This window comes from Serratia sp. (in: enterobacteria), assembly GCF_052400455.1.
Taxonomy (GTDB): domain Bacteria; phylum Pseudomonadota; class Gammaproteobacteria; order Enterobacterales; family Enterobacteriaceae; genus Serratia; species Serratia ureilytica.
The window spans coordinates 1,677,150-1,702,619 of record NZ_CP185812.1 but is presented as its reverse complement, the minus strand read 5'-3'; the positions used below and the strand labels follow the sequence as shown (position 1 = coordinate 1,702,619).

Genomic DNA, 25,470 nt, shown 5'->3' with positions numbered 1-25,470 from the left:
ATAACCGGGCCTTATGTTTTATAAGCGCCGCACCAACAGCGTCAACACTTCGTAGTGCGCGGTATGCGGGAACATATCGAACAGCTGCACCCGTTCGATGCGGTATCCCGGCAACATCTCGATATCTTTCGCCATGCTCTCGGCGTTGCAGCTGGAATACAGAATGTAATCCGGCGCCATCCGGCTCAAATAATCGCACAGCGCCTGGCCGATGCCGCGCCGCGGCGGGTTGACCAACACCAGCTGCGGCACCTGCCCTTCGGCGGTGGCGAAGCGGGTGGAATCGAGCGCCTGAAAGTCGACCTGCAGCAACCCCAATCGCTGCGCCGACTGGCGCGCGCAGGCGATCGCTTCCGCGCTGATTTCGATGCCGGTCAGGCGAGTTTGCGGCTGCGCGCAGTGCAGACCGAAACCGCCGACGCCGCAAAACAGATCCCACATGCTGTCGATACCCAGCGCGCGCACCCAGTCGCGGGCGGTGGCATACAAATCGGCGGCCACCTGCGGGTTGGTTTGGAAGAAGCTTTGCGGGCGGATGAACAGCGGCACCTGATTGAACTGTTCCTCCAGCGCCTGCTGATCGGTCAGCGCGATCTCGCGCTCCCCTTCCATGATCGCCATATGCACCGGCTGAATATTGGCGGAGATCACCTTGAGCTGCGGCAGCTGTTGCTGCAGCCACGGCAGCGCGGCGCGCAGCTGCGCCAGCTTGGTTTCCGAGCGCAGCACGAAGCGCAGCATCACGCCGTCGTCGAGCGTGCTTTCGGTCAGCAGCAGGTATTTCAGCTCGCCGCGTTTGCGCGCCACGTTATACGGCGTCAGGCCGGCGCGGGCGATGAAGCTTTTCAGCACCGCAAACATCGGCGCAAAGCCGGCGGGATACAGCGGGCAGTCGCTCAGATCGACCGGCGTGCCGTCGCGGTGCAGCATGCCGAGCAGCGGGCGCTCCACGCTGCCGCTGACCACCATCTTGGCTTTATTGCGAAATGCGCTCAGCTCCCCCGCCGCCGGCTGCAGCCACTGCGCGACATCGCGCCCGGCCAGCAGCGATTGCAGGTGATGCTGTTTGTCGGCCAGCTGCTGCGGATAGGGCTTTTCCAACCACTGACAGGAACGGCAGGTGCCCGCCGTATACAAAGCGCAATGCATGAAGATACCGTGAAGTTCAGGATGACGAATTAAGGGCGCAGAGTTTACCACTCCGCGCGCCTAAAATCTCACTTGCGCGCGGTGAAGAAGCGGCGGCTGGCGGTGGGGACGAACAGCAACGCCAGGATCACCGCGTCGGGGATCTTTTGCAGGATCAGAACGTGCAGGATTTGGCCGCTGGTTTCCCCCTCCACGGTGAACACCTCGGGGAAGACGCTGCCGATGGTGGCCAGCAGCAGGTAAAGCACCACGATGCACTGACAGGCCACGTAGCCCCAGCGCCCCCAGTTGCGGCCGCGCATCACCGCAAAACCGCAGCTGATTTGCAGGCACAGCAGCATCAGCCCGGCCAGAAAGATAAAGGTGGAATCCCACGCCTGCGCGCTGGTGCTGACAAACTCCTTCGCGCCGTCGACGCCCAGCTCGCCCAGCAGCAGCACCACGCTGATACACTTGATCGCCACCATGGCGGTGCCCGCCACCATCACCGGCACCGGCGCATCCGAAGTCGATCTTATTCCCTGCCCGCTTTTCAGCATGTCTGACATATCCGTGTTCCGCTACGACGCGCCACTGCCCCTACGCCTTTCACATTGCCGCGTTGTTGGCGGCAGTGTGAAATTCATTGGAGCCATTCAAATGGCGCATGTAAAGTCAGGTAGTTAGTTGCAATACTTATTGATTGCAAAAATAGCAGGTTTGTTACGATTCAGCTACGGGCCGCCCGCTGCAATTCACGCGATCGTTGTTTTTCCGAGCGCGCCATAAACCACCAGGCGATCAGGCCGAGAATGCCCACCACCAGCAGGATCAGGCTGGCCAGCGCGTTAATTTCCGGATTCACCCCCATGCGCACGCTGGAGAACACCAGCATCGGCAACGTGGTGGCGCCCGGGCCGGAGACGAAACTGGCGATCACCAGATCGTCCAGCGACAGGGTAAACGCCAGCATCCAGCCGGAGATCAGCGCCGGCGCAATCATCGGCAAGGTGATGACGAAAAACACCTTCAGCGGCGGCGCCCCCAGGTCCATCGCCGCCTCTTCAATTGAGCGATCCACCTCGCGCAAGCGCGAACTGATCACCACCGCCACATAAGCGGTACAGAAGGTGACATGCGCCAGCCAAATGGTGAACATGCCGCGTTCCGACGGCCAACCGAAGGCGTGCCCCATCGCCACGAACAGCAGCAGCAACGACAGGCCGGTGATCACGTCCGGCATCACCAGCGGCGCGGTCAGCATAAACGCGAAGCCGGTCGAGCCGCGAAAACGGCCGAAACGCACCATCACCACCGCGGCGATGGCGCCCAGCACCACCGCGGCAGTGGCGGCGGCGGCGGCGATGGTCAGGCTGAGCCCCACCGCGCTAATCATCGCCGAATCGTGGAACAGTTCGCTATACCAGCGCGTGGACCAGCCGGCCCACACCGTCACCAGCTTGGAGCTGTTGAAGGAGTAAATCACCAGCATCAGCATCGGCGCATACAGGAAGGTAAAGCCGACAGTCAGGATGGCGATGCGCCACGGTGAACGCACTACCGGCAAGTTGTTCATGCCTGGCCTCCCATTTCCTTGTTCTGGTGCTTGTGGAACCACAATATTGGCACGATCAGCAACAGCAGCATGATGGTGGCGACCGCCGAGGCCACCGGCCAGTCGCGGTTATTGAAAAACTCCTGCCACAGCACGCGGCCGATCATGATGCTGTCCGGCCCGCCGAGCAGCTCCGGGATCACGAACTCCCCCACCGCCGGAATGAACACCAGCATCGAGCCGGCGATGATGCCGCCGCGCGTCAGCGGCACGATCACGCTGAAAAAGGTTTTCAGCGGCCGGGCGCCCAGATCCAGCGACGCCTCCACCAGCGAGTAATCCAACCGGATCAGCGCCGTGTAGATCGGCAACACCATAAACGGCAGGTAGGAATAGACGATGCCGATATACACCGCCAGGTTGGTGTGCAGGATCACCAGCGGCTGGTCGATCACCCCTAACCACATCAGAAAGTTGTTCAGCGTGCCGTTGTTTTTCAGAATGCCCATCCAGGCATAGACGCGGATCAGGAACGAGGTCCAGGAAGGCAGGATCACCAGCAACAGCAGGATGTTGCGGGTCGACGCCTTGCTGTGGGCCACCGCCCAGGCCAGCGGATAGCCGATGATCAGGCAACACAACGTCGAAACCGCCGCCACGCGCAGCGACTGCAGATAGGCGTCGATATACAGCGGATCGTCGGTCAGCTGCAGGTAGTTGGCGAAGTTGAGCGCGATGTTCAGTTTGCCGTCCACCCAGCTCATCAGCTCGGTGTAAGGCGGCACCGCCATCGCCAACTCTGCCAGGCTGATCTTGAACACGATCAGGAAAGGCAGCATAAACAGCAGCGTCAGCCATAAATACGGCAGCGCGATCACCAGCTTGCGGCCATGGGCCATCAGCAGGCGATGGAACAGCGCCCTGAGGGCACCAGGCGCTTTGGCCGGCGGTTCCGGCGCGCGTTCAGAAAGCAGGGTCATACGGGTTACTCCTCACCGGATCCACTACACCGTCAACACGACGCAGCTGTCGGTTTCCCAACATAGACGCACTTCATCGCCCCAGGTGGGCATCCCCTTGCGGAAACGATGGCCGTTTTGCAGCTGGGCGCTGATGATCTGCCCGCTGTGCAGCTTCACGTGGTAGATGGACAGATCGCCCAGATAGGAAATGTGCGCCACTTCCCCCACCGCGAAGTTGCAGCCGTCTTCCGGCACTTGTTCGCACAGCAGGATCTTTTCCGGCCGCAGCGCGACCTGGATCGGCACGCCGTCCACCACCGAGGCGTCCGGATCCACTTTGATCGCATGGCGCAGCCCCGGGCTTTGCAGGATCAGCGCATCGTCGTGGCGCTCTTGCAGCACGCAGTCGAAGACGTTGACCGAACCGATAAATTCGGCGCTGAAGCGGCTGTTCGGATGCTCGTAGATCTCTTCCGGCTCGCCGATCTGCACGAACTTGCCGCGGTTCATGATGGCGATGCGCCCCGCCATGGTCATCGCTTCTTCCTGATCGTGCGTCACCATCACGCAGGTCACGCCGACGCGCTCGAGAATGTCGGTCACTTCCAGCTGCATGCGGTCGCGCAACTTCTTGTCCAGCGCGCCCATGGGTTCATCCAGCAGCAGCAGCTTCGGCCGCTTGGCCAGGCTGCGCGCCAGCGCCACCCGCTGCCGTTGGCCGCCGGAAAGCTGGTGCGGTTTGCGCTTGGCATACTCCTGCATGTGCACCAGCGCCAGCATTTCCGCCACCCGTTCGGCGATCTCCGCCCGCGGCATTTTGTCCTGCTTAAGGCCAAACGCGATATTCTGCTCCACGGTCATGTGCGGGAACAGCGCGTACGACTGAAACATCATATTGATCGGCCGCTGGTACGGCGGCACATGCGACATATCCTGCCCGTCGAGCACGATCTGCCCTTCCGTCGGCTGTTCAAAACCGGCCAGCATGCGCAGCAAGGTGGACTTGCCGCAGCCGGACGGGCCAAGCAGCGCAAAGATCTCACCCTTATAGATGGTGAGGCTGACGTCTTCGACCGCATTCTGCCCGTCGAAGGTTTTGGTGAGGTTACGGATTTCCAGCAGAGGGGTGAAAACCTTCTGCGACTTGGCTTGAGGACGAGGAATAGCGTCGTTCAATCGGGGTGCTCTCCGGCGTAAAGCGGCACAAAACCACGGCGAGCGCCGTGGCCCAAAACGGCAATGCAGGCGGGGAACACCCGCCTGCCGGTTTACCGACGATGGGGGGCTCCCCCATCATCACTTCCCGCTTTTAACTTTAGTCCATGCGCGGGTAATGACACGGTCCAGCTTCGGCGACTGCACGTTGAGCGTGAACAGCTTGGCGCGCAAATCGGCCGGCGGATAGACGTTCGGGTTATCGCGCACTTCGGCGTTCACCAGCGGCGTGGAATCTTTCACCGCATTGGCGTAGTAAATGTGGTTACTGATGTCCGCCATCACGTCCGGCTTCAGCAGGAAGTTCAGGAACTGGTAGGCGGCGTCCTTGCTTTTGGCGTCCGCCGGCATGGCGAACATGTCAAAGTAGGTCAGCGCCCCCTCTTTCGGGATCGCATAGGCCACATTCACGCCGTTCTTCGCCTCTTTGGCGCGGTTGGCCGCCTGCATCACGTCGCCAGACCAACCGATCGCCACGCAGATGTCACCGTTCGCCAGATCGTTGATGTACTGAGAAGAGTGGAAATAGCGGATGTTCGGCCGCAGCTTCAGCAGCAGATCGTTGGCCGCGCCGGTGTAGTCCGCCGCGTTGGTGCTGTTGGGATCTTTGCCCAGATAATGCAGCACGGTGGCGTAGACCTCGCTCGGCGCATCGAGGAAGGAGACGCCGCAGCTCTTGAGCTTCTCCAGGTTTTCCGGCTTGAAGATCAGATCCCAGCTGTTGACCGGCGCGTCTTTGCCCAACGCCGCTTTCACCTTGTCGACGTTATAGCCGATGCCGGTGGTCACCATCATGTAAGGGATGCCGTATTTGTTGTCTTTGTCGTTATGCGCCACCAGCTTCAGCATCTCGGGATCGAGATTTTTGTAGTTGGGGATCTTGCTCTTGTCGAGCGGCTCGAAAATGCCGGCCTGCGACTGACGCTCGAGGAAGTTGGATGAAGGGACCACCAAATCGTAACCGGTGCTGCCCGCCATCAGTTTGCCTTCCAACACTTCGTTGGAGTCAAAGACGTCGTACACCACTTTGATACCGGTTTCTTTCTGGAATTTGGCCAGGGTATCCGGCGCGATATAGTCGGACCAGTTATACACGTGCAGCGTTTTCTCTTCGGCTGACGCCGTGACGGACGCGGCCATCAACAGACCGGCAACCACACCCGATAACCACTTTTTACGTTGGGTGACCATCCGTAACTTCCTCCAAAACAGGGTAAATCATAGAATTGAACTTGTATCTGCAGCGATACAAAACCTTTCCTGATTGAGCGCAATCGTTGCAACCGCGAAATGAATGGCTATGCATATGATTGCATGCGCCTTTTTGCACTGCCCTGCTCGCGTGGTTACAAGGGAAATCGCAAGCCCTTTGCAGAATCAGCAGCATAGCCGCTGCCATCGCAACCCGCCAGCCCCCAGGGTAAAAAACGCCATTTATCGATTTTTTATGCAATTTTTCTCTATGTGATACGGCATTAACGGCGTAAAAGCCGAGAAAGATCGGGCGACAGAGGCCAAAGTGCAGAATATTTAATTGCGGAGGGGAATCACGGCAGCATGCCGCCGGAGCGACGGCATGCTTAAGGTACAGCGAGGATCAGTGCAGCATCGGCTGACGCACGGCGCCAGCGGGGATCTCTTCTTCGTCCCCCATAAACAGCAGATCGTTCGCCCGCGCCTCGAGGATCACCATCGAGACCTGCTCTTCGCCCTGCTGCATGAAGTGGGTGAACTGCTCGTAGGTGATGCCGACCGCCACGCTCAGCGACTGGCAGACGATCAGCTTCGGCAGGTTGTCGTCCTGAATGTCGACAAAGGCCTTGATGGTCAGCGAGCTGGCGTTGATCTGGCTCAGATCCGCCACCAGCGGGATCAGCGCGGTCGGCTTCACCTCGGCCAGCGCGGAGAACAGAATGACGTTGTCCACCAGATCTATCTTGGCGTCGAACACGCCGTCGAAGTTCTGCATGTGCGGCAGGTGCAGCGCCTGGCAGGAATCGCACTCAAAGAAAGAAATGCCCGACTGATCCAGCCAGCGCCGCAACAGCGCCAAATCGGGGACAATGAGTGAATCCATAATAACCAGCCTCACAATATTCAAAACGCGAAAAGGCGCATAGCTTACGGAATATTCACCCGATACGCCACGATCAATGCGGCTTAATTCACTAATTAAGATATTGCTCGGCGGGAAAAGCGCAACGCGCGTACCGTCAGCCGCCCGATTTCAGGCGGAACCCCGGCCGGCCGCGCTGCTCGATGTATTCGATCATCATGCCGGCAATGTCCAGCCCGGTAGTGGTTTCCACCCCTTCCAGCCCCGGTGAGGCGTTGACCTCCATCACCAGCGGGCCGCGCTCGGCGCGCAGGATATCCACCCCGGCGACGTCCAGCCCCAGCGTGTTCGCCGCTTTGACCGCAATCGCCCGCTCCCTGGCGGTGATGGTCACTTTGCGGGCGCTGCCGCCACGGTGCAGGTTGGAACGAAACTCGCCGGGCTTCGCCTGCCGCTCGATGGCGGCCACCACCCGGCCGCCCACCACCAGGCAGCGCACGTCGCGGCCCTGCGCTTCGCGCACGTACTCCTGCACCAGAATATGGGCGTTCAGGCCGCGAAAGGCGTCGATCACGCTTTCCGCCGCCTGGCGAGTTTCCGCCAGCACCACCCCGATGCCCTGCGTGCCTTCCACCAGCTTGACCACCAGCGGCGCGCCGCCGACCAGTTCGATCAGATCGCCGGTATCGTCCGGTGAATGGGCGAAACCGGTGATCGGCAGATCGATACCCTGCCGGGCCAACAGTTGCAGCGAACGCAGCTTGTCGCGGGCGCGGGTAATGGCCACGGATTCGTTGAGCGGGTAGCTGCCAAGCAGCTCGAATTGGCGCAGCACCGCGGTGCCGTAAAAGGTGATGGCGGAACCGATGCGCGGGATCACCGCGTCATAACGCTCCAACTGACGGCCGCGATAGTGAATGGTCGGCGCCGCCGGGTTGATGTTCATATAACAGGAAAGCGGATCGATGATATCGATGCTGTGCCCGCGATCTTCCGCCGCTTCACGCAGCCGCTTGCACGAATAGAGCGATCCGTCGCGAGAAAGAATGGCAATTTTCACTCGTCACCCCAAAAAGGCCAACGCCTGCCCCGCAGGCGGGTTAGCGGCCGCGGCGCTCAGGCGCGCGGATCGCTGTCCTGATGATTTTTCGATACGTCCGTATCTTGCGGCTTGCGGCGATCGTTTTCCGGCGGCAGGCCGCCGCGCATCAGCGGCCCGAACCCCTGCACCACGCGCCATACCAGAAACGCCGCCGCCGGCACCATCAGCGCCACGCCGAGGAAAATCATGCCGACCGCCGCCTGCTGCGACGCCAGCCAGCCCGGCAGCTGCAGGTGCCCGTGAATGCTGAGGTAGGCCAATACCAGCATCACGATGCCCAGCCCTTCCAACACCAGCACTGGGCGCGGTAAGTCACCGAATGAACGCATATTTTTCTTCTCCAGAAGGTCTGCCCCCAGTGTAGTGAATTCCCGTCGACGACGACAGCCCCGGCAGACTAATTGGTTACATGAATCAGATTAACAGGTAATTCCTGCTTTTTTTTCACCGCCTCAACGGGCATAGTAGGCGCCATCTGACGCAGGTAATGACTTTTTCGGTGACGGGATGTCGTTGCGGTAGCGAACAATTTTTTGAAAATCCAATTAAGGAGCGTTGCATGTTTGCAGTAATCTTCGGGCGTCCTGGCTGTCCTTATTGTGTCCGCGCTAAAGAACTGGCGGAAAAACTGACTGAAGAACGCGACGATTTCAACTTCCGTTACGTTGACATCCACGCGGAAGGCATCACCAAGGCCGATCTGGAAAAAACCGTCGGTAAACCGGTTGAAACCGTTCCGCAGATCTTCCTGGACGAGAAGCACATCGGCGGTTGCACCGATTTCGAAGCTTACGCTAAAGAACACCTGAACCTGTTCCAGTAAGTTTTTGAACGACAAAAAAGGCGCTTAACGCGCCTTTTTTTATTGCCGCTGCCGCCGATGCAGCTGCTGGAGCGTGTGCAACAGACCGAGGGCGAACAGCATCAGCATCGCGCCGAACACGCACCAGAACACCGCGCTGGTGGCGTAAGCCAGCTCCTGCCAGAACGAATAGGACGGCGTCAGCCAGAAGTGACGGATCAGCAGGCAGAGCGGCAAGGCATAAAGCGCCCCCAGCAGCGGACACAGCAGCCGCTTGCGGCTCGACAGATAGCTGGCGATCGCGCCGGGGATCACAAACAGCAGCAGGCCGGTTTCCCCGTGGTGCTCATGATCCGTGCTGCCGAACAGGCCGGTTTGCTGGCCGAGAAACACCAGGTTGAACAACAGAAAACAGCTGAGAATGCCCAGCCAATATCGATAACTCGTCATGCGAATTCTCCCCCGCCCAATTACCGCATCAATAGAAATCAGCCCGGCCACCCGTCAGGTGACGCTGAACCGAATTTTTTCCTTGGTCAAAAGAGAGTTAAATGCGCACGGCGGCGCAGGAAATCAGCTTTCTGTGCTGGCTGTCATCGGTCATAGCGTCTAGAATGAACGCCGCCGAACGATGGTTCGCTTCGCTTTCTGCTGGTGGTGATTTATGACGTCGTTTTAAGGCTGAATTTATCTCTTATAGTTATCTATATCAAGCACTTACTGGTAAACAATAAGTTATCCTCCGTGAACATAAACGTCGCTAGTTTGTTAAACGGTAACTACATTCTGTTACTGTTCGTGGTACTCGCGCTGGGGCTGTGCCTCGGTAAACTCCGTCTGGGCTCCGTCCAACTCGGTAATTCCATTGGCGTTTTAGTGGTTTCCCTGTTGCTCGGCCAGCAACACTTCGCCATTAACACCGAGGCGCTGAATCTCGGCTTCATGCTGTTTATTTTCTGCGTCGGGGTGGAAGCCGGGCCTAACTTTTTCTCGATTTTCTTCCGCGACGGCAAAAATTACCTGATGCTGGCGCTGGTGATGGTCGGTTCGGCGATGGTGATCGCCATCGGTCTCGGCAAGCTGTTCCACTGGGACATCGGCCTGACCGCCGGCATGCTGGCCGGCTCGATGACCTCCACGCCGGTGCTGGTGGGGGCCGGCGATACGCTGCGCAACACCATCGTCAACGGCCCGGCGCTGCTGGCGGCGCAGGATCATCTGAGCCTCGGCTATGCCCTCACCTACCTGATCGGTCTGGTCAGCCTGATTTTTGGCGCGCGCTACCTGCCGAAGCTGCAGCACCAGGATCTGTCCACCTCCGCCCAGCAAATCGCTCGTGAACGCGGCCTGGACACCGACAGCCAGCGCAAGGTCTACCTGCCGGTGATCCGCGCCTACCGCGTCGGCCCCGAGCTGGTGGCCTGGGCCGACGGCAAGAACCTGCGCGAGCTGGGCATCTACCGCCAGACCGGCTGCTACATCGAACGCATCCGCCGCAACGGCATTCTAGCCAACCCGGACGGTGACGCGGTGCTGCAGGTGGGCGATGAGATTTCGCTGGTCGGCTACCCGGACGCCCACGCGCGGCTGGATCCGAGCTTCCGCAACGGTAAGGAAGTGTTTGACCGCGATCTGCTCGACATGCGCATCGTGACCGAAGAGATCGTGGTGAAGAACAGCAACGCGGTGAACAAACGCCTGAGCCAGCTGAAGCTGACCGACCACGGCTGCTTCCTCAACCGCGTGATCCGCAGCCAGATCGAAATGCCGATCGACGACAGCATCGTGCTCAACAAAGGCGACGTGCTGCAGGTGAGCGGCGACGCGCGCCGGGTGAAGAGCGTGGCGGAGAAAATTGGCTTTATCTCGATTCACAGCCAGGTGACCGATCTGCTGGCGTTCTGCGCCTTCTTCATCATCGGCCTTTTGATCGGCCAGATCACCATACAGTTCAGCAACTTCTCGTTCGGCATCGGCAACGCCGCCGGCCTGCTGATGTCCGGCATTATGCTCGGCTTCCTGCGCGCCAACCACCCGACCTTCGGCTACATTCCTCAGGGCGCGCTGAACATGGTGAAAGAGTTCGGCCTGATGGTGTTTATGGCGGGCGTAGGCCTGAGCGCCGGCGCCGGCATTGGCCACAGTCTGGGCGCGGTCGGCGGCCAGATGCTGATCGCCGGGCTGATCGTCAGCCTGGTGCCGGTGATTATCTGCTTCCTGTTCGGCGCCTACGTGCTGCGCATGAACCGCGCCCTGCTGTTTGGCGCGATTATGGGCGCCCGCACCTGCGCGCCGGCGATGGAGATCATCAGCGATACCGCGCGCAGCAACATCCCGGCGCTGGGCTACGCCGGCACCTACGCCATCGCTAACGTGCTGTTAACGCTGGCGGGTTCACTCATCGTGGTGCTATGGCCGGGCATACTCGGCTGATCGATTAGCGAGAGAGATGGATCGGCGATAAAAATATTTTGATTTTTTTGTCGCCGGCCAGAACTTTCGTTGGGGGCCGCAGTCTGAATTAGTGCCACTGCTTTTCTTTGATGTCCCCATTTTGTGGAGCCCGATAATCCCGCCTTTTAGGTTCAAGATTATCGGGTTTTTTGTTGCCTGAAGCAGCCCACAACACCCGCTGTCGCGGCCTCGTCGTCAGGCATAAAGCATCCTATCTCTGAGCGTCGCTTACGCCAGCATCCCTATCAATGTGCAGGTTTCAACATAGAAACGCTGCTTGTGGGTTCGCCACTGTTCAAAGAGATGGCGTCACAAACGGTACTTAACAACAGCACTCTCGTCGCCACTGGCCATAACGGTACCGTCGGTCACTAATTGGATTGATCTTAGCATCCCGCCACTTCGGGTTTGCTTATTGACTGACAGGAGCCGGCGGCCATTTCCCACCACGCTTAATTAGCTCGTCTTTGATGCGCTCAAGAGACGCTTTCGCCTCACTACCGTCCGGGCTTCTATTAATCAGCCGTTGCAGTTGATTGCCCATTGTCCAACCCGAGTTGCCTCTTATATTGCTATCGGCGCCTTTTTCTAATAGAAGAATGACGTGGTCATAGGAGTGATAATCTAAAGCATCGATGAGCAGCGTATCACCCAGTGAATTTCTTATATTTATATCAGCGCTATAATCCAACATGATCTCTAATGTCTCTGTGTTTTTTGCAAAGATGCTATTGAATATAATGGGTTGATTATGAACCTTATCCTTAGCATTTGGAGAGAGTCCGCCCTCTAACATAGCCTGTATCCAGATGCCTTTATCCGCTTTCATAACAAATTCAGCGGGACTACCCGGAGTGTTAGGTTGAGGCTGTAAAGGGTCTGCTCCGGCTTTTACCAAGTCAGTGATAATTTTCAGCCTTTCAGGTGTGGTTTTGTCATAGATGGCATTGTTTATTGCCCAAAACAATAAGGTCATTTCTTCCTTAGCTGGACGATTTAAGATCTCTTTGCTTACTGATGACAATAAGTTATCCAACTGCGGCCTGTCACCATCATAAATGGCTTTGGCAATGTCCAATTGCTGACCGTCAAAATAATCCTGTGGTTGTAAATCCATACCTTGTTTGCACCCCTGCATGATGAGCGTAGACACTAGCATCGTGATAATGAGTATGATTTTTTTCATATTCGTCCCTTGATTGTGGCAATGTCATCGTCTTTCTCATTTTCAATGCATTGTATCGCCTGGTCTATACCGTGCTTATCCAGCAGTGAACCTGTTCCACCGGGAAGCGTGTGCTTTACTCCCACGGCGTCAGGCGCCAACATGGACAACCGTTCTTTCGCCATCACCGCAGGCGGATAAAATTTGAGGTCTTTGGCATCCTCCCACAAATCAACCTCCTGCAGCTTGGTCAACAGCTCCCCTTTTACGCGATACGCCTGAATATTATCGGCGCTGCCTATTATAGAGCCGCCGTATTTTTCGACGGTTCCCGCATTCAGGCCTGCTGCATTAAACGTCCAAGCCGGTTTGCCGCTGGCCATAGAGGCCGCGGACGCCATACCTCCTCCTAATGAATGACCTGCAACGTCGATATTGGATACTTTTGAAATTTTATCGCCAATACCAACCGCTTTTTTGTAGTATTCAGAATTAAGTCCTATTCCTTGAGCACCGTTGTTTTTCCAGTCACTGAGATTTTTAACGCCTGACAAGTCCCCCCTTAATAAGGCTTTTTGGGCTGCGTGGCTTATCCCCTCCGGGAATTCTGGTGCGCGCGATCCGCGGAACACCACCGTCGGGTTCATCGCCTTACCAAAGACACTCTCGTCTGGCTGATAAACTCGGGCTAAAAAATCGGGATTCATTGGTTTGTCATAAAGCATGTTACTGCTCAAACCTAGCCGACCCAGCGCCCCATCATTGTTACTGATATCCTTCCAGCCTTCAGGGATGTCTATCGTGTCCTTGAGCGGGTTAGTGGTCTTATAGACATTCTCAGCCAACTTCGCCTTTTCGACCGCGATGTTGTTCTCCGCCAGGCGCTGTGCCGCCAGGCGCGCATCCGGGTAAATGCTGCGGTTGCCTCGCCCTATCAGGTACTGGCGTTCTTACCAGCGTTCTGCCTTGGTCATTGGGCGGATGGCCTGCACCGTGGCGGCAACGGTTGCCACTGCGGTAGCAATGGCTTGCTGCAGAGGGGGATTCCGGGTCGTATTCTGCCTCGCCGGCAGCACCGTCGGTTTTGCCCGGTGGCCATAGCGGCTGACCATTTCTTCATAGCGGGCGATCACGCGCCCGGTAGGATAAAAGGCGGGAAGAGAGCTGCCTGGGTAGCGCTGTAATCGGCCTTCCGCGTCGACGTAAAAGGCATATTTCGTCGGCGTCCAGGTGCCCATTCCCTGATCAATCGCCAGCAAGCCGCCCCGGTTGATCTCATCGAGTACGCTGCGCTTCATAGCCACGTCCTCACGATAACCGGTGACGCCAATCCCGGATTGAGTATTGCGGGTAATAGGATACCGGCTGCTTATCGATATGCCGGCTGCGCCGCCGAACAAATAGTGCCGTTCCAGCTCATGCCGCGCTGCTGTCGGGTTAAGTATCCTGGAAAAGCTTTCCGGCGCCGTGTGTTCAGAGGAGAAATGAATCAGTTTCATACGGTGCCTGCCCACTCGCAGGGTTCCGTGGTCGGCACAGGCGCACCATCATCAAGCAACTCGCCAGGTGTGCGGCTGTTACGGGGCTCGTCGAGCGTTAGCGAACGATAACGCATTGGATATCCTTATCTTCTGTGTCATTCCATTAATAGGGAATGCGCAAAATTATCACACTTCAGTAAAGATTTCTTTGCTCTATTTCTATACGCGCGCATCCTCTCCCATCCATGCAGCTGCGTGCTTCCTGTGCCCTTGTGAAGAGGTATTGGCTTGCGTATTTCGTTGCCATGTCGCGCCTAAAAGCCACGTCCGAAAGCAATCAGTCGAGTGTCAAAGATGCGGGAATGATAAGGAGACAGGAAGGAGAAAGGCTCCGCCAACCGGGAATGGCCAGCGGAGCGGCGTCAGGCGGCGGTTATTTCTGCTCAGCCTGGCTTACGGTGTCTTCGGCTTTCCAGATGCGGTATTTCACTTCCGCGTCTTTCGGCGCATACACCACGATCGGCAGGCGGCTGTTGTAGCGCTGCATCGCGGCGTCGCCCAGGTTGGCGGCGATGAATTTCTTGGTCTTGGTATTGTCCGGGCAGGCCATCATGGTCGAGGCCGGTTCAGACAGCTTCTCCAGCACCAGGTAGTCGTAACCCCAGCCGGACAGGGTTTTGGTCTCCAGCGTGCCGCCAATCATATGGCGGTTGCAGTCCACTTCCAGCGTCTTGCCGATCAGCAGTTCTACCTTGTAGTTCTCTTCGTGCTCTTGCTTCGGCAGGTAGATCACCTGGCGATTCATGCCCTTCTCGGCTTTCGGGTAAGGCGCGACTTTTTCCAGCGGCTGTTTGCTCATGTCTGCGTCATCGCCAGAGGTCGCCGCCATAGCGCCAGCGGAAACGGCCATCAGCAGGCCGGAAAATACAACGGATGCCTTGTTCATGTTTTATCCCTACACTTTGTCAAATAATCCGACTATAAACTAATACACTACCGCCAAGCCCGCCACAGGTTTAATCTTCTTTACAATAGGTGATAAATAGTGACAATCGCCTGATATAAACCGTTAAGCGGAGCAATTAGCCAGCACACCCTCGGGTTAAGACGAGAAAAACAAGCGATTAGCTTCGTACAAGCGGGTGTATCAGATAGGGTTTTCTTGCCGGCGGACTAAGGTTTTCTTAAGACAGAATTATTACAGTGACGTCATTCAATCCTGTCACCGAGCCTGCGCGTGAATCCAGAATCGTCATTAAATCAATCCTCAACGACACCGCAAATTAAGACAACCGCCCTTTACTCCCTGTCGACATCCTTTTACCGTTGGCAGGTTTTTGGCCTGCTGATCAGCGGTCTGGCGTTTCTGTGGCTCTCCCGCAACGAACAGCTGGATTGGGCGATCAGCAACTATTGGTACGATGCCGCCAGCGGGCATTTCCCGTGGCAAAACAATTATTGGCTGGATCTGATCAATCACCGCCTGTTGAAGCAGATAGTGATCGTAGGGGCGGTGCTGACGCTGTTTTGGGGCATCTATCGCCGCAGCGCGCGCCTGATCGTGACCATGCTGCTGATTGGCATCGGCCCGCTGGTGGTGGGCATTCTCAAAGCCACCAGCGCGCACTCCTGCCCGTGGGATCTAATTGAGTACGGCGGCAAAGCGATGTCTTTCCCGCTATTCGGCGCGGTACCGGCGCTGCCGGGCCCCGGCCGCTGTTTCCCCGGCGGGCACGCCTCGAGCGGTTTCGCGGTGATGGCGTTGTTTTTCCTGTTTTATCCGCAGCGTCCGCGCCTCGCCTGGTGGTGTTGGTGCGGCGGCATCGCGCTTGGCATGGTGATGGGCTTTGGTCAGATCATGCGCGGCGCACATTTTCTTACCCATAACCTGTGGGCGGGTTGGTGGGTTTGGTTAAGCCAGTTGGCTATTTATTGGACGGTTAGCGGCTATTGGCGCCGCAAGACGAGGTAACGGTTATGGAACAGTTGAACCATTTTCTTTTCGCCTGGATCAATGCGACTCCGGCGTCTCCCGAATGGATGATCGATTTCGCCACCTTTTTGGCGCGCGATCTGATCATCATCGTGCCGCTGCTGATCGTCGGTCTTTGGCTGTGGGGGCCGCAAAGCCAGCTGGTTTCGCAACGCCAGGTGGTAGCGAAAACCACTATCGCGCTGCTGTTCGCCATGCTTGCCGCTTCCGCTATCGGCGCGCTGCTGCCGCATGAGCGCCCGTTCGTCGCCGGCGTTGGTTATACCTTCCTGCCACACGCGCCGGACAGCTCGTTCCCGAGCGATCACGGCACCGCCATCTTTACCTTCGCGCTGGCGTTCCTGTTCTGGCACCGCGTTTGGTCCGGCGTGCTGCTGATGATCGTCGCCGTCGGCATCGCCTGGTCACGCGTTTACCTCGGCGTGCACTGGCCGCTGGATATGGTCGGCGGTTTCCTGCTCGGCCTGGTGGGCTGCCTGTTCGCCCAACTGGTGTGGAATCTGTTCGGCGATGTCATCGCCGACAGGCTGTCGCGCCTGTATCGTTTCCTGTTCGCCTTCGCCATTCGCCGCGGTTGGGTGAAAGAGTAACCGCACAACATGACAGGGGCGTTACCGCCCCTGCTTATTTCACACCACGCCGGTGGTCACGCAGAACGCCCGCGTTTTTCCCGCTCCCAGCATCACTCCCTCACCCTCTGGCGCATTCGGGCGGCAGTTTGCCGGCTGGATAAAGGAAAGCAACTGCCGGTTGCCCTGAACGGCGATGCGCCGGAGACCATAGTTGAATTGCCCGGTGGCGAAACGCGTTACATAGCGCCGGCCTTGCGGCGCCAGCATAAAGAATTCGGCTCGGTCCACGTAGCGAGACAGATCCTCGGAACACAGCAGTTCCTGCCCGAGCGCCTCCCCCAACAGCGCCGGCGTCGGTAAGTTTTGGCGGAATACCGCGTCGGGAATGCAATCGTAGTTGAGGCGGCACACATAGCGCAGCGGCTGCGGCCGATCGGCCAGATTGGTGACTTTCATCTCAATGGCGAACTGCGCGCTCTGCGCCGCCAAACGCAGCGCCGGGCCGATGCGCCATCCCTCGCCCAACCGCTCGCCTTCGCCCTGCAACGTCAGCTCATCGCCCGCCAGCTGCAGCCACACGCGTTGCATCTGGAGCGATGCGCCGTCGTGACTCGGCCAGGCGGGGCAGAACGCGGCGACATCATCGCGCTTTCTTCCGGCGCCCCGCCCGCTGCGGCGGCCCGATTTCAATGAGTAACCGTCAAATTCAGCATCCCAAATCGCCAGGCCCTGATACGGCAAGACCGTCAGTGCCCCGCGCCGATTCGCCAGCGTCAGCATTGGCCCGCGCTCTGCGCAGCGATGGGCGCTCACCGCGAAATCCGCATTGCGGAACAGCGCCTGCCGATGCGCCCCGAACGCGGCAGGAACCAGATCAATGTTGATTTTCATCGTTTTCCCTCGACATTTCGCCCGCGCTGGCCGCGAGCGGCCGCTGAAAATGTTATTTAAATAACAAATAAACCTCCCCTAAGTTATACACATAACAGTGAGATAACTATGATCTCGTCGACATTTTTCAAATCCCGCTAGGTTTACCCGCATTGCAATGTTATTATTTTCACATTCTCTATCAACGCTCTTTTCTCAACTTCATTAAGGAACCGCGATGACCTCCGAAAACATCGATTACGCCCGCTATGTCGACCACACCCTGCTGGCCATGGACGCCACCGAAATGCAGATCGCCAAACTGTGCGAAGAAGCCCAGCAGCACAACTTCTATGCGGTGTGCGTCAACTCCGGCTACGTGCCGTTGGCGGCCCAGCTGCTGCAGGAAAGCACCGTGAAAGTCTGCTCGGTGATCGGTTTCCCGCTGGGCGCCGGTCTGACCGTCGCCAAAGCCTTTGAAGCCAAAGCGGCGATCGCCGCCGGCGCGCAAGAGATCGATATGGTGATCAACGTCGGCTGGCTGAAAAGCGGCCTGCTGGACGAAGTGAAAGCCGACATCGCCGCCGTGCGCGAGGTTTGCGCAGCGATCCCGTTGAAGGTAATATTGGAAACCTGCCTGCTCAGCGATGCGCAGATCGTCCAGGTTTGTGAAATGTGTCGCGAACTCGATGTCGCCTTCGTTAAAACCTCCACCGGCTTCAGCACCGGCGGCGCTCGGGAAGAGCACGTCAAACTGATGCGCGAGACGGTGGGCAGCGAAATGGGCGTGAAAGCTTCCGGCGCCGTGCGCGATCGCGCCACCGCCGAGAAGATGATCAAAGCAGGCGCCACGCGTATCGGCACCAGCTCCGGCGTTGCCATCGTATCCGGCGCGCAGGCGGCGGCTGGCAGCTACTGATCGTCGGCGCGCCTTGACGGGCGCAGCCAATACACTCCGATGCGGGACAATACGGGCGGCCGATGCGGCCCGATATTGCCCCGCATCGTTGTGTTTAGCGCCGGAAACGGCGGCACGCTTTTTTACCTCTACTACCTGTGGGAAGACGGATCTATGGAAACGCGGCGCGAAGAACGTATCAACCGGTTAGTTCAGGCGTTAAAACGCGCTGACAAGATCCACCTGAAAGAAGCCGCCGCGCTGCTGGGGGTCTCGGAGATGACCATTCGCCGCGATCTGAGCGCCGAGCCGGCGGCGGTGGTGCTGCTCGGCGGCTATGTGGTGACCGATCCGCGCAGCAACGGCGTAACCAACTACTTCGTTTCCGATCAAAAAGCCAAACAGGTCACGGAGAAACGGCGCATCGGCCTGCTGGCGGCGCCGTTGATTAATGAAAACGACACGGTGTTTTTCGACTGCGGGACCACTACCCCGACGATCATCGACGCCATTGCCGACGAACTGACCTTCACCGCCGTGTGCCATTCGCTGAACACCTTCCTGGCGCTGCAAGACAAACCGAATTGCAAGGTGATCCTGTGCGGCGGCGAGTTCAAACCGAACAACTACATCTTTTCCAGCGTCGGCGGCCGCAATGAGCTCGATCACATCTGCCCGAACATCGCCTTTATCTCCGCCGCCGGCCTCAGCCTGCGGCACGGCGCCACCTGCTTCAACTTCGACGAGCTGGAGATGAAGCATCGCGCGATGGCGATGGCGCAGCAAAAGATCCTGGTGGCGGATCACAGCAAGTTCGGCAAAATCAAGCCGGCCTGTATCGGCCCGCTGACGCAGTTCGATCGGGTGATCACCGATCGCCAGCCGGACGCCGACTTCATGGCGTTCTTCAACGATAACGCCATCGCTACCCGCTATTGATCCCCCTTCAGCGCCGTCGGAAACGACGGCGCGCCGCTGAAATCTCTCTTTTCCCACAGCCCGAGATGAACAAATAATGCGCAATCGATACGCATTTTTCGCTTATCCTCACGCAACATCAGGTTAATAAAATGCAACAGGTCACCCGAGTGATTATTATCTCTCCGGTAAAACCCGCTTTCGGCTGGATGAATTAACGACTATTTATGGCTTTTATATGATAAATCGCGCCAAAGACCGGGATGTTTAAATAAACGGCCGGTTAGGCTATTGCAGCAAATCTCGCCAATACCTGTTAGCTATCTGTTATTTATATGATGAATGGTTACGCATTTTTATCCGCTAACCACGTAAGTAATTTCCCTTCGTTACTAGCGGTGCTTTTCAATTAAAATCCTTTAAAAACAAATCAATACAGCTCATTTGACTTAAAAATACAATGTGATCTACGTCACTAAAACTGCTTAATCCGGGTTTTTAGCTAGATCCAAAACCACGCATAAAATATATTGCTCGGCTTGCTGCTGAGCACAGCGCTTTATCCGGCTAATTATTGTACAAGCCGCATAATCGCAGAAATTTTTATGAGAGCGTTCTCAGCACAAAATCTTACACAAATGTGCAACAAATGCGCGAAAAATCGATAAAAAAGCAGATAACTGCACATATTACGCATTTGAGAGCAGGATCACGGTTGTTTCTACTGTAAATCGTTATCTTGCCGCCAACAAAAATCGACAGGCAAAGACCTGTCGGCAGCGGTAACGACTTTTATCACCCCGTGGCGGTGAAAAGTCTTTGGTGAATTACCCGGCGCTGTGCCTGTGGTAATGAACACAATAAACAACCAGGGGGACGCCAAAACATCCCCGCAAGCAACACCTGATTCTTACCGCAAGCGTTGCCTGAATAGGACGTTTGACGGTTTAACCTTAAGTTTTGCCTTTTAATTTTAAATTCGTGTTCACTTCGGAGATATTTATGGACACTACACAGACCGGCACAATTGCCTCTGCGGCTTCGGGTTCCAGCACTACCTGGCGTAAAACGGATACCATGTGGATGTTGGGCCTGTACGGCACCGCCATCGGCGCAGGCGTCCTGTTCTTGCCAATCAACGCCGGCATCGGCGGTTTGATTCCTTTGATCATCATGGCCATCATCGCTTTCCCGATGACCTTCTTTGCCCACCGCGGCCTGTGCCGTTTCGTTCTGTCCGGTAAAAATCCCGGTGAAGACATCACCGCCGTGGTAGAAGAGCACTTCGGCATCACCGCCGGTAAACTGATTACTCTGCTGTACTTCTTCGCCATCTACCCGATTCTGTTGGTTTACAGCGTGGCGATCACCAACACCGTCGACAGCTTCATTACCCACCAGTTGGGCATGACGTCGCCGCCGCGCGCCATCCTGTCGCTGATCCTGATCGTCGGCCTGATGACCATCGTGCGCTTCGGTGAGCAGGCCATCGTGAAAACCATGAGCATCCTGGTCTTCCCGTTCGTGGCGGTGCTGATGCTGCTGGCGGTATACCTGATCCCTAACTGGACCGGCGCCATCTTCGAAAACGTGTCGCTGTCCGGCAGCGGTACCGGCATGGGTCACGGCCTGATCATGACCCTGTGGCTGGCAATCCCGGTGATGGTGTTCTCCTTCAACCACTCGCCGATCATCTCCGCCTTCGCCGTCGCCAAACGCGAAGAGTACGGCGCAGACGCCGAGAAGAAATGCTCCCGCATTCTGGCTTATGCACACATCATGATGGTGCTGACCGTGATGTTCTTCGTGTTCAGCTGCGTGCTGAGCCTGACGCCGGAAAACCTGGCGGAAGCCAAGGCGCAGAACATCTCGATTCTGTCTTACCTGGCCAACCACTTTAACAACCCGATGATCGAGTACATCGCGCCGGTTATCGCCTTCGTCGCCATCACCAAATCGTTCCTGGGCCACTACCTGGGTGCCCGTGAAGGCTTCAACGGCCTGGTCGCCAAGTCGATGAAGAGCCGCGGCAAAACCGTCAGCACCGCCAAGCTGAACCGCATGACCGCTATCTTCATGCTGGTGACCACCTGGATCGTCGCCACCCTGAACCCAAGCATCCTGGGCATGATCGAAACCCTGGGTGGCCCAATCATCGCCATGCTGCTGTTCCTGATGCCGATGTACGCCATCCGTAAAGTGCCTGCCATGCGCAAGTACAGCGGCCACATCAGCAACGTGTTCGTGGTTGTGATGGGTCTGATCGCCATCTCTGCCATCGTGTTCAGCCTGCTCGGCTAATCACGCCCGGCCGGCGCCGCTTGCGCGCCGGCCCTCCCGCACTCCCCCATTTCCCGTATTCACCGCCTGAAACCTGAAGAAGGAGGCGAGACCATGGTCAGCGTTTTCGATATTTTCAAAATCGGTATCGGCCCATCCAGCTCCCACACCGTTGGCCCGATGAAGGCCGGCAAACAGTTCGTCGACGAGCTGATCGCGCACCAGCAGTTGCAGGACACCACCCGCGTGGTGGTCGACGTCTACGGTTCGCTGTCATTGACCGGTAAAGGTCACCACACCGACATCGCCATCATCATGGGCCTGGCCGGCAACCTGCCGCACGATGTAGACATCGACAGCATTCCGGGCTTTATTCGCGACGTTGAGCAACGCGGCCGCCTGCCGCTGGCCAACGGCCACCACGAGGTGGATTTCCCGCTGCACGGCGGCATGAACTTCCACAGCGACAACCTGCCGCTGCATGAAAACGGCATGCGCATCCGCGCCTTCGCCGGTGAACGCCTGCTGCACAGCAAAACCTATTACTCGATCGGCGGCGGTTTTATCGTCGACGAAGAGCACTTCGGCCAGTCCGCCGAGGGCGCCACGCCGGTGCCCTATCCGTTCAAATCAGCGCACGATCTGCAGCAGCATTGCAAGGAGACCGGGCTGTCCTTGTCCGGCCTGGTGATGCAAAACGAGCTGGCGCTGCGCAGCAAGGCGGATATCGACGCGCATTTCGCCGATGTCTGGCAGGTGATGAGCGCCGGTATCGAGCGCGGCATCAACACCGAAGGGCTGCTGCCCGGCCCGATGAAAGTGCCGCGCCGCGCCGCCGCGCTGCGCCGCATTCTGGTGACCGGAGACAAGAACAATATCGATCCGATGAACGTGGTCGATTGGATCAACATGTTCGCGTTGGCGGTCAACGAAGAGAACGCGGCCGGCGGCCGCGTGGTCACCGCGCCGACCAACGGCGCGTGTGGCATCATCCCTGCGGTGCTGGCCTACTACGACAAGTTCATCCGCCCGGTGAACGCCAACTCCTACACCCGCTATTTCCTGGCGTCCGGCGTGATTGGCGCGCTGTACAAGATGAACGCCTCGATCTCCGGCGCCGAAGTGGGTTGCCAGGGGGAAGTGGGCGTGGCCTGTTCAATGGCGGCGGCCGGGTTGACCGAGCTGCTCGGCGGCAGCCCGGCGCAGGTGTGCATCGCGGCGGAGATCGCCATGGAGCACCATTTGGGGCTGACCTGCGATCCGCTCGCCGGCCAGGTTCAGGTGCCGTGCATCGAACGCAACGCCATTTCCGCCGTTAAGGCGGTCAACGCCGCACGCATGGCGATGCGCCGGACCAGCGAACCGCGGGTTTGTCTGGATAAGGTGATCGAAACCATGTACGAGACCGGCAAAGACATGAACGCCAAATACCGCGAAACCTCACAGGGCGGGCTGGCGATCAAGGTCGTGGCCTGCAACTGATCGCCACGGCGAGGCACTTAAGGCGCCGGCCGGTGTGACTTGGCCGGCGCCGTTTCAATAGCGATCCTTTCCTGCCGCAACGCCGGGCTGAATGCCCGCGCGAAGCCCCACAGCCCCGGGACGAGCGCTGTGCCGCAGCCAGCCGTAAAGTTCGGCATTACGCCGGAATCCCATTTTGCGCATGACGCTCATCTTGTGATTGCTGACCGTCTTCACGCTAATATCCAGCATCCGGGCGATTTGCGTGACTCCCATCTCCCGCGTCATGCAGCGCATAATCTCTTGTTCGCGCAACGTCAAGCCCCGGTGTTGGCATGCGCAGTTCCTGCCACAGCTCAGTCGGCCCGGCCATTTGCTGCGCCGCTCCAGCTCGGCGCTCACCTGATACAGCGCCGAAACCAACGGCATATCGTGGTAGATGACGCCGGCCTCCAGCGAGCAGCGGTTACCGACGGTGCGTTTATGCCGTCCCTCCGGCGTTCGCAACGAGAAATACAGCGTTTTACGCCCCACGGGCTGCGCCTCAGAGAGGTGACAAAAACAGCTTTGCACGCCGGGAGGAAAATAGCAGAACACCAGATCGGCTTCATGAGCCTGCCGCGCATCCACTAACAGCGTGCGCTTGCCGTAAGTGCTGAAGTGCAGCGCCAGAGCCTCTTGCCAACCTGCGCTGAAGTATCGATTCTCATCAAATAACGCGATTTTTATCATCGTGTTCATCCCTGCCCTCCCGCCGTGTCGGCTTCCCGTTTAACCGCCTGGACGCCCTTTGCCGGCGCCTGGCTGTTGTCGATGCGCAATTCATAAACCATGGTGGCGTTGGGCGGCACCTTCGGCGGGTAGCCGGTTTCACCGTAGGCCAGCGCCGGCGGCACGACCATCGTCAACGAGCCGTGGTTGTGCAGATGACTTATCGCCTCCCGGAACAGCGGCGGGTATTCGGACAGCGGTTGCGACAGCACCTTGCCGCTCAGATCCATATCCTGGATCACCGTGCCGTCGGTCAGCTTCTCTTTCACCACAACATCGACCACCGCCGTTGGCGCCAGCGCCCCCTCCCCGGCATAATCCACCCGATACCAGAAGCCCATCGCCGACTGCTTTACGCCCTTTTGTTGACTGAACTGCGTCAGGTAATCGTCATCGCGCCGCCGCTGCTGGTTAACGCGTTTCTCACGCGCGGCCACGGCGGCGGCATCCGCCTGCGCCGTCAACGTATTCAGTTCCTGCGGCGACAGCTGCAAACGTCCCGACACGCTGTCGATAACGCCCGCCAACAGGCTGTCGCGATCCACCGGCACGCCCCAGCTTTGACGCTCCGTCATCAACCCCTGAATATCCCGCCCCAGCGCACTGCCCGCCGCATAGGACAAACGCTTGCGTTCATCCTTCAACTGCTCCGGCGTCATCTCCCATTGCAGCCGCTTACGCAACGCCAGCAGGTCTTCGCGCGCCTGCTGAGTCGCCTTCTGCTCACCGGCCCGCTTCTGCTCGCTTTCTTCCAACGCGGCGCGCAGAGCGTGCAACGCCTCCTGGTGCTCGCGTTGGCGTTGTGCAAGCGTTTGTGCCGATGCCTGCGCGGCAGACTCAAGTTCGGTGACGCGCCGTTCGGCCTGCGCCGCCGTCGCTCTGCTTTTGGCGGTTTCCTGCGTCGCCTGACGCAACAGCGCCTCGGCGCGCTGCGCGTCGGGCGAACCGCACCAGGCGGCGCCCAGCCCGGCGATCCACTGTTGAAGCGTTGACGAGTCCGGCAACGCCGCGACGGGTGGCGCCGCTTTCTCCGCCCGCAGCGCGGCGAGCTCCTGGCGCAGCGCCGTCAGCGCCATTCGCTGGCGCGCCAGCTGTTGATCGCGCGCCAATAATTCCTGGCTCAGCGTAAACGTTTTGGCCGGTGAGGCGGATTGGCTGTTGTCCGACAGGCGCTTCGCCGGCTCACGCTTTTTTTTCCCTGACTCACGGTCGTCCGGCGCCGTTTTTTCGGTCGCCGGACCGATATTCTGCCGTTGATACTGCTCGGCAAACTGCAGCAGCGCCGGCACGCCGTCGTCCGCTTGCGCGACGCCGGTGAACAGCAAAGCGACACAGCCCAGCAGACGCAGCCTCATTTAACCTGCTCCCCGCGATCCGCCAGCCCGGTCAACACCGCCTGATTCACCCCGGCGCACAGATAGTTGACCTTGTAGCGATACAGCGCATCCACCGTCTCCTGCGTGTCACCGTTTACCCGGGCGCGCAGGTTGGCGTACTGGGAAGCGCCGCTCATCAGGCTGTCGAACGCCTGTTTGTAGCGCTGATACTGTTTCTCGTTGATCGTGCGCAACGCGCCCAGTTGCTCCTGACACTGGCGCAGTTGCTCGGCCTCACGCTGCTTGCGCAACACCTCTTCTGACGGAGGTTGCGCAGCCTGATTTTGGGTGTTCACGGCAGGCTTGCCCGGCTTTTGGCTTTGGCAAGCGGCGGCGCTCAACGCCAACAGGCACAGCATCCCCATGCGCAGGGCGTGATTGACGTGCTTTCTCATCATTGCGTTTCTTGTC

24 protein-coding genes and 1 pseudogene are annotated in these 25,470 nt (G+C 58.3%); 8 read left to right on the top strand and 17 right to left on the bottom strand.

Annotation, left to right across the window (positions count from 1 at the left end):
- Nucleotides 1-18: 18 nt before the first annotated feature.
- From rlmC to ACORQT_RS08110, 9 genes are all read right to left on the bottom strand, one after another.
- The gene (gene rlmC, locus ACORQT_RS08150) at nt 19-1,149 is read right to left on the bottom strand and encodes a 23S rRNA (uracil(747)-C(5))-methyltransferase RlmC (RefSeq protein WP_042784090.1); all 1,131 of its coding nucleotides are present in this window, start codon (nt 1,147-1,149) and stop codon (nt 19-21) included.
- A 68-nt stretch (nt 1,150-1,217) separates the two neighbouring features.
- A complete protein-coding gene (locus tag ACORQT_RS08145) occupies nt 1,218-1,697 on the bottom strand; it encodes a YbjO family protein (RefSeq protein WP_047024958.1) in 480 nt (159 codons plus the stop codon).
- Nucleotides 1,698-1,858: 161 nt separating this feature from the next.
- The gene (gene potI / locus ACORQT_RS08140; RefSeq protein WP_042784088.1) at nt 1,859-2,704 is read right to left on the bottom strand and encodes a putrescine ABC transporter permease PotI; all 846 of its coding nucleotides are present in this window, start codon (nt 2,702-2,704) and stop codon (nt 1,859-1,861) included.
- The gene (potH, locus tag ACORQT_RS08135) at nt 2,701-3,663 is read right to left on the bottom strand and encodes a putrescine ABC transporter permease PotH (protein WP_042784087.1); all 963 of its coding nucleotides are present in this window, start codon (nt 3,661-3,663) and stop codon (nt 2,701-2,703) included. Before potH ends, potI begins: the two co-directional genes overlap by 4 nt.
- Before the next feature lie 24 nt (nt 3,664-3,687).
- Entirely contained in the window at nt 3,688-4,821 is a 1,134-nt protein-coding gene (potG, locus tag ACORQT_RS08130) for a putrescine ABC transporter ATP-binding subunit PotG (RefSeq protein WP_004938650.1), read from the bottom strand.
- A 120-nt stretch (nt 4,822-4,941) separates the two neighbouring features.
- Nucleotides 4,942-6,051, bottom strand: a complete 1,110-nt coding sequence (gene potF, locus ACORQT_RS08125) for a spermidine/putrescine ABC transporter substrate-binding protein PotF (protein ID WP_033642524.1) — start codon at nt 6,049-6,051, stop codon at nt 4,942-4,944.
- Between the two features lie 406 nt (nt 6,052-6,457).
- Entirely contained in the window at nt 6,458-6,937 is a 480-nt protein-coding gene (locus tag ACORQT_RS08120; protein WP_004938666.1) for a YbjN domain-containing protein, read from the bottom strand.
- A gap of 136 nt (nt 6,938-7,073) precedes the next feature.
- Complete coding sequence (rimK, locus tag ACORQT_RS08115) at nt 7,074-7,976, bottom strand: 30S ribosomal protein S6--L-glutamate ligase (RefSeq protein WP_033642523.1); 903 nt, start codon at nt 7,974-7,976, stop codon at nt 7,074-7,076.
- Nucleotides 7,977-8,032: 56 nt separating this feature from the next.
- Nucleotides 8,033-8,347: a YbjC family protein gene (locus tag ACORQT_RS08110; RefSeq protein WP_042784084.1), complete on the bottom strand. Its 315-nt coding sequence runs from the start codon at nt 8,345-8,347 to the stop codon at nt 8,033-8,035.
- A 230-nt stretch (nt 8,348-8,577) separates the two neighbouring features.
- Here ACORQT_RS08110 and ACORQT_RS08105 point away from each other — a divergent pair, with 230 nt between their 5' ends.
- The gene (locus tag ACORQT_RS08105; RefSeq protein WP_004938676.1) at nt 8,578-8,841 is read left to right on the top strand and encodes a GrxA family glutaredoxin; all 264 of its coding nucleotides are present in this window, start codon (nt 8,578-8,580) and stop codon (nt 8,839-8,841) included.
- Nucleotides 8,842-8,880: 39 nt separating this feature from the next.
- On the opposite strand, the gene ACORQT_RS08100 is transcribed toward ACORQT_RS08105, so the two are convergent.
- Nucleotides 8,881-9,270 carry an inner membrane protein YbjM gene (locus ACORQT_RS08100; protein WP_033642521.1) on the bottom strand — a complete coding sequence of 130 codons (390 nt, stop codon included), beginning with the start codon at nt 9,268-9,270 and terminating at the stop codon, nt 8,881-8,883.
- Between the two features lie 294 nt (nt 9,271-9,564).
- Here ACORQT_RS08100 and ACORQT_RS08095 point away from each other — a divergent pair, with 294 nt between their 5' ends.
- On the top strand, nt 9,565-11,253 hold the full coding sequence (locus ACORQT_RS08095; protein ID WP_004938680.1) for an aspartate:alanine antiporter: 1,689 nt from the start codon (nt 9,565-9,567) through the stop codon (nt 11,251-11,253).
- A gap of 433 nt (nt 11,254-11,686) precedes the next feature.
- Here ACORQT_RS08095 and ACORQT_RS08090 read toward each other — a convergent pair whose 3' ends face one another.
- From ACORQT_RS08090 to eco, 3 genes and pseudogenes are all read right to left on the bottom strand, one after another.
- Nucleotides 11,687-12,460, bottom strand: coding sequence for an ankyrin repeat domain-containing protein (locus ACORQT_RS08090; RefSeq protein WP_164057328.1), 774 nt, complete (start codon nt 12,458-12,460; stop codon nt 11,687-11,689).
- Nucleotides 12,457-13,938, bottom strand: a pseudogene (locus ACORQT_RS08085) (phospholipase). Before ACORQT_RS08085 ends, ACORQT_RS08090 begins: the two are co-directional and overlap by 4 nt.
- A gap of 415 nt (nt 13,939-14,353) precedes the next feature.
- On the bottom strand, nt 14,354-14,866 hold the full coding sequence (gene eco, locus ACORQT_RS08080) for a serine protease inhibitor ecotin (protein ID WP_033642514.1): 513 nt from the start codon (nt 14,864-14,866) through the stop codon (nt 14,354-14,356).
- A 291-nt stretch (nt 14,867-15,157) separates the two neighbouring features.
- Between eco and ACORQT_RS08075 the strand changes: the two genes are divergently transcribed.
- Both ACORQT_RS08075 and ybjG read left to right on the top strand, forming a co-directional pair.
- Nucleotides 15,158-15,892 carry a phosphatase PAP2 family protein gene (locus ACORQT_RS08075; RefSeq protein ID WP_033642513.1) on the top strand — a complete coding sequence of 245 codons (735 nt, stop codon included), beginning with the start codon at nt 15,158-15,160 and terminating at the stop codon, nt 15,890-15,892.
- A gap of 5 nt (nt 15,893-15,897) precedes the next feature.
- A complete protein-coding gene (gene ybjG / locus ACORQT_RS08070; protein ID WP_033642512.1) occupies nt 15,898-16,503 on the top strand; it encodes an undecaprenyl-diphosphate phosphatase in 606 nt (201 codons plus the stop codon).
- A 39-nt stretch (nt 16,504-16,542) separates the two neighbouring features.
- On the opposite strand, the gene ACORQT_RS08065 is transcribed toward ybjG, so the two are convergent.
- Nucleotides 16,543-17,376, bottom strand: a complete 834-nt coding sequence (locus ACORQT_RS08065; RefSeq protein WP_033642511.1) for a hypothetical protein — start codon at nt 17,374-17,376, stop codon at nt 16,543-16,545.
- Nucleotides 17,377-17,593: 217 nt separating this feature from the next.
- Between ACORQT_RS08065 and deoC the strand changes: the two genes are divergently transcribed.
- The 4 genes from deoC to ACORQT_RS08045 all read left to right on the top strand — a co-directional run bounded on the left by deoC (nt 17,594) and on the right by ACORQT_RS08045 (nt 22,933).
- Entirely contained in the window at nt 17,594-18,274 is a 681-nt protein-coding gene (gene deoC / locus ACORQT_RS08060; protein ID WP_033642510.1) for a deoxyribose-phosphate aldolase, read from the top strand.
- A gap of 153 nt (nt 18,275-18,427) precedes the next feature.
- Nucleotides 18,428-19,192, top strand: coding sequence for a DNA-binding transcriptional repressor DeoR (deoR, locus tag ACORQT_RS08055; RefSeq protein ID WP_042784074.1), 765 nt, complete (start codon nt 18,428-18,430; stop codon nt 19,190-19,192).
- A gap of 981 nt (nt 19,193-20,173) precedes the next feature.
- Nucleotides 20,174-21,472: an HAAAP family serine/threonine permease gene (locus ACORQT_RS08050; protein WP_033650641.1), complete on the top strand. Its 1,299-nt coding sequence runs from the start codon at nt 20,174-20,176 to the stop codon at nt 21,470-21,472.
- Nucleotides 21,473-21,565: 93 nt separating this feature from the next.
- Nucleotides 21,566-22,933, top strand: coding sequence for an L-serine ammonia-lyase (locus ACORQT_RS08045; RefSeq protein ID WP_033642507.1), 1,368 nt, complete (start codon nt 21,566-21,568; stop codon nt 22,931-22,933).
- A gap of 54 nt (nt 22,934-22,987) precedes the next feature.
- Here the strand turns inward: ACORQT_RS08045 and ACORQT_RS08040 are convergent, their stop codons facing one another.
- Genes ACORQT_RS08040 through ACORQT_RS08030 form a run of 3 tightly spaced genes read right to left on the bottom strand, consistent with a single transcriptional unit; the run spans nt 22,988 to nt 25,457 of the window.
- Nucleotides 22,988-23,653 carry a response regulator transcription factor gene (locus ACORQT_RS08040; protein WP_033650640.1) on the bottom strand — a complete coding sequence of 222 codons (666 nt, stop codon included), beginning with the start codon at nt 23,651-23,653 and terminating at the stop codon, nt 22,988-22,990.
- The gene (locus ACORQT_RS08035) at nt 23,650-25,038 is read right to left on the bottom strand and encodes an FKBP-type peptidyl-prolyl cis-trans isomerase N-terminal domain-containing protein (protein WP_164057327.1); all 1,389 of its coding nucleotides are present in this window, start codon (nt 25,036-25,038) and stop codon (nt 23,650-23,652) included. The genes ACORQT_RS08040 and ACORQT_RS08035 overlap by 4 nt, the downstream gene beginning before the upstream one ends.
- Entirely contained in the window at nt 25,035-25,457 is a 423-nt protein-coding gene (locus ACORQT_RS08030; protein WP_046686746.1) for a hypothetical protein, read from the bottom strand. Before ACORQT_RS08030 ends, ACORQT_RS08035 begins: the two co-directional genes overlap by 4 nt.
- Nucleotides 25,458-25,470: the final 13 nt, after the last annotated feature.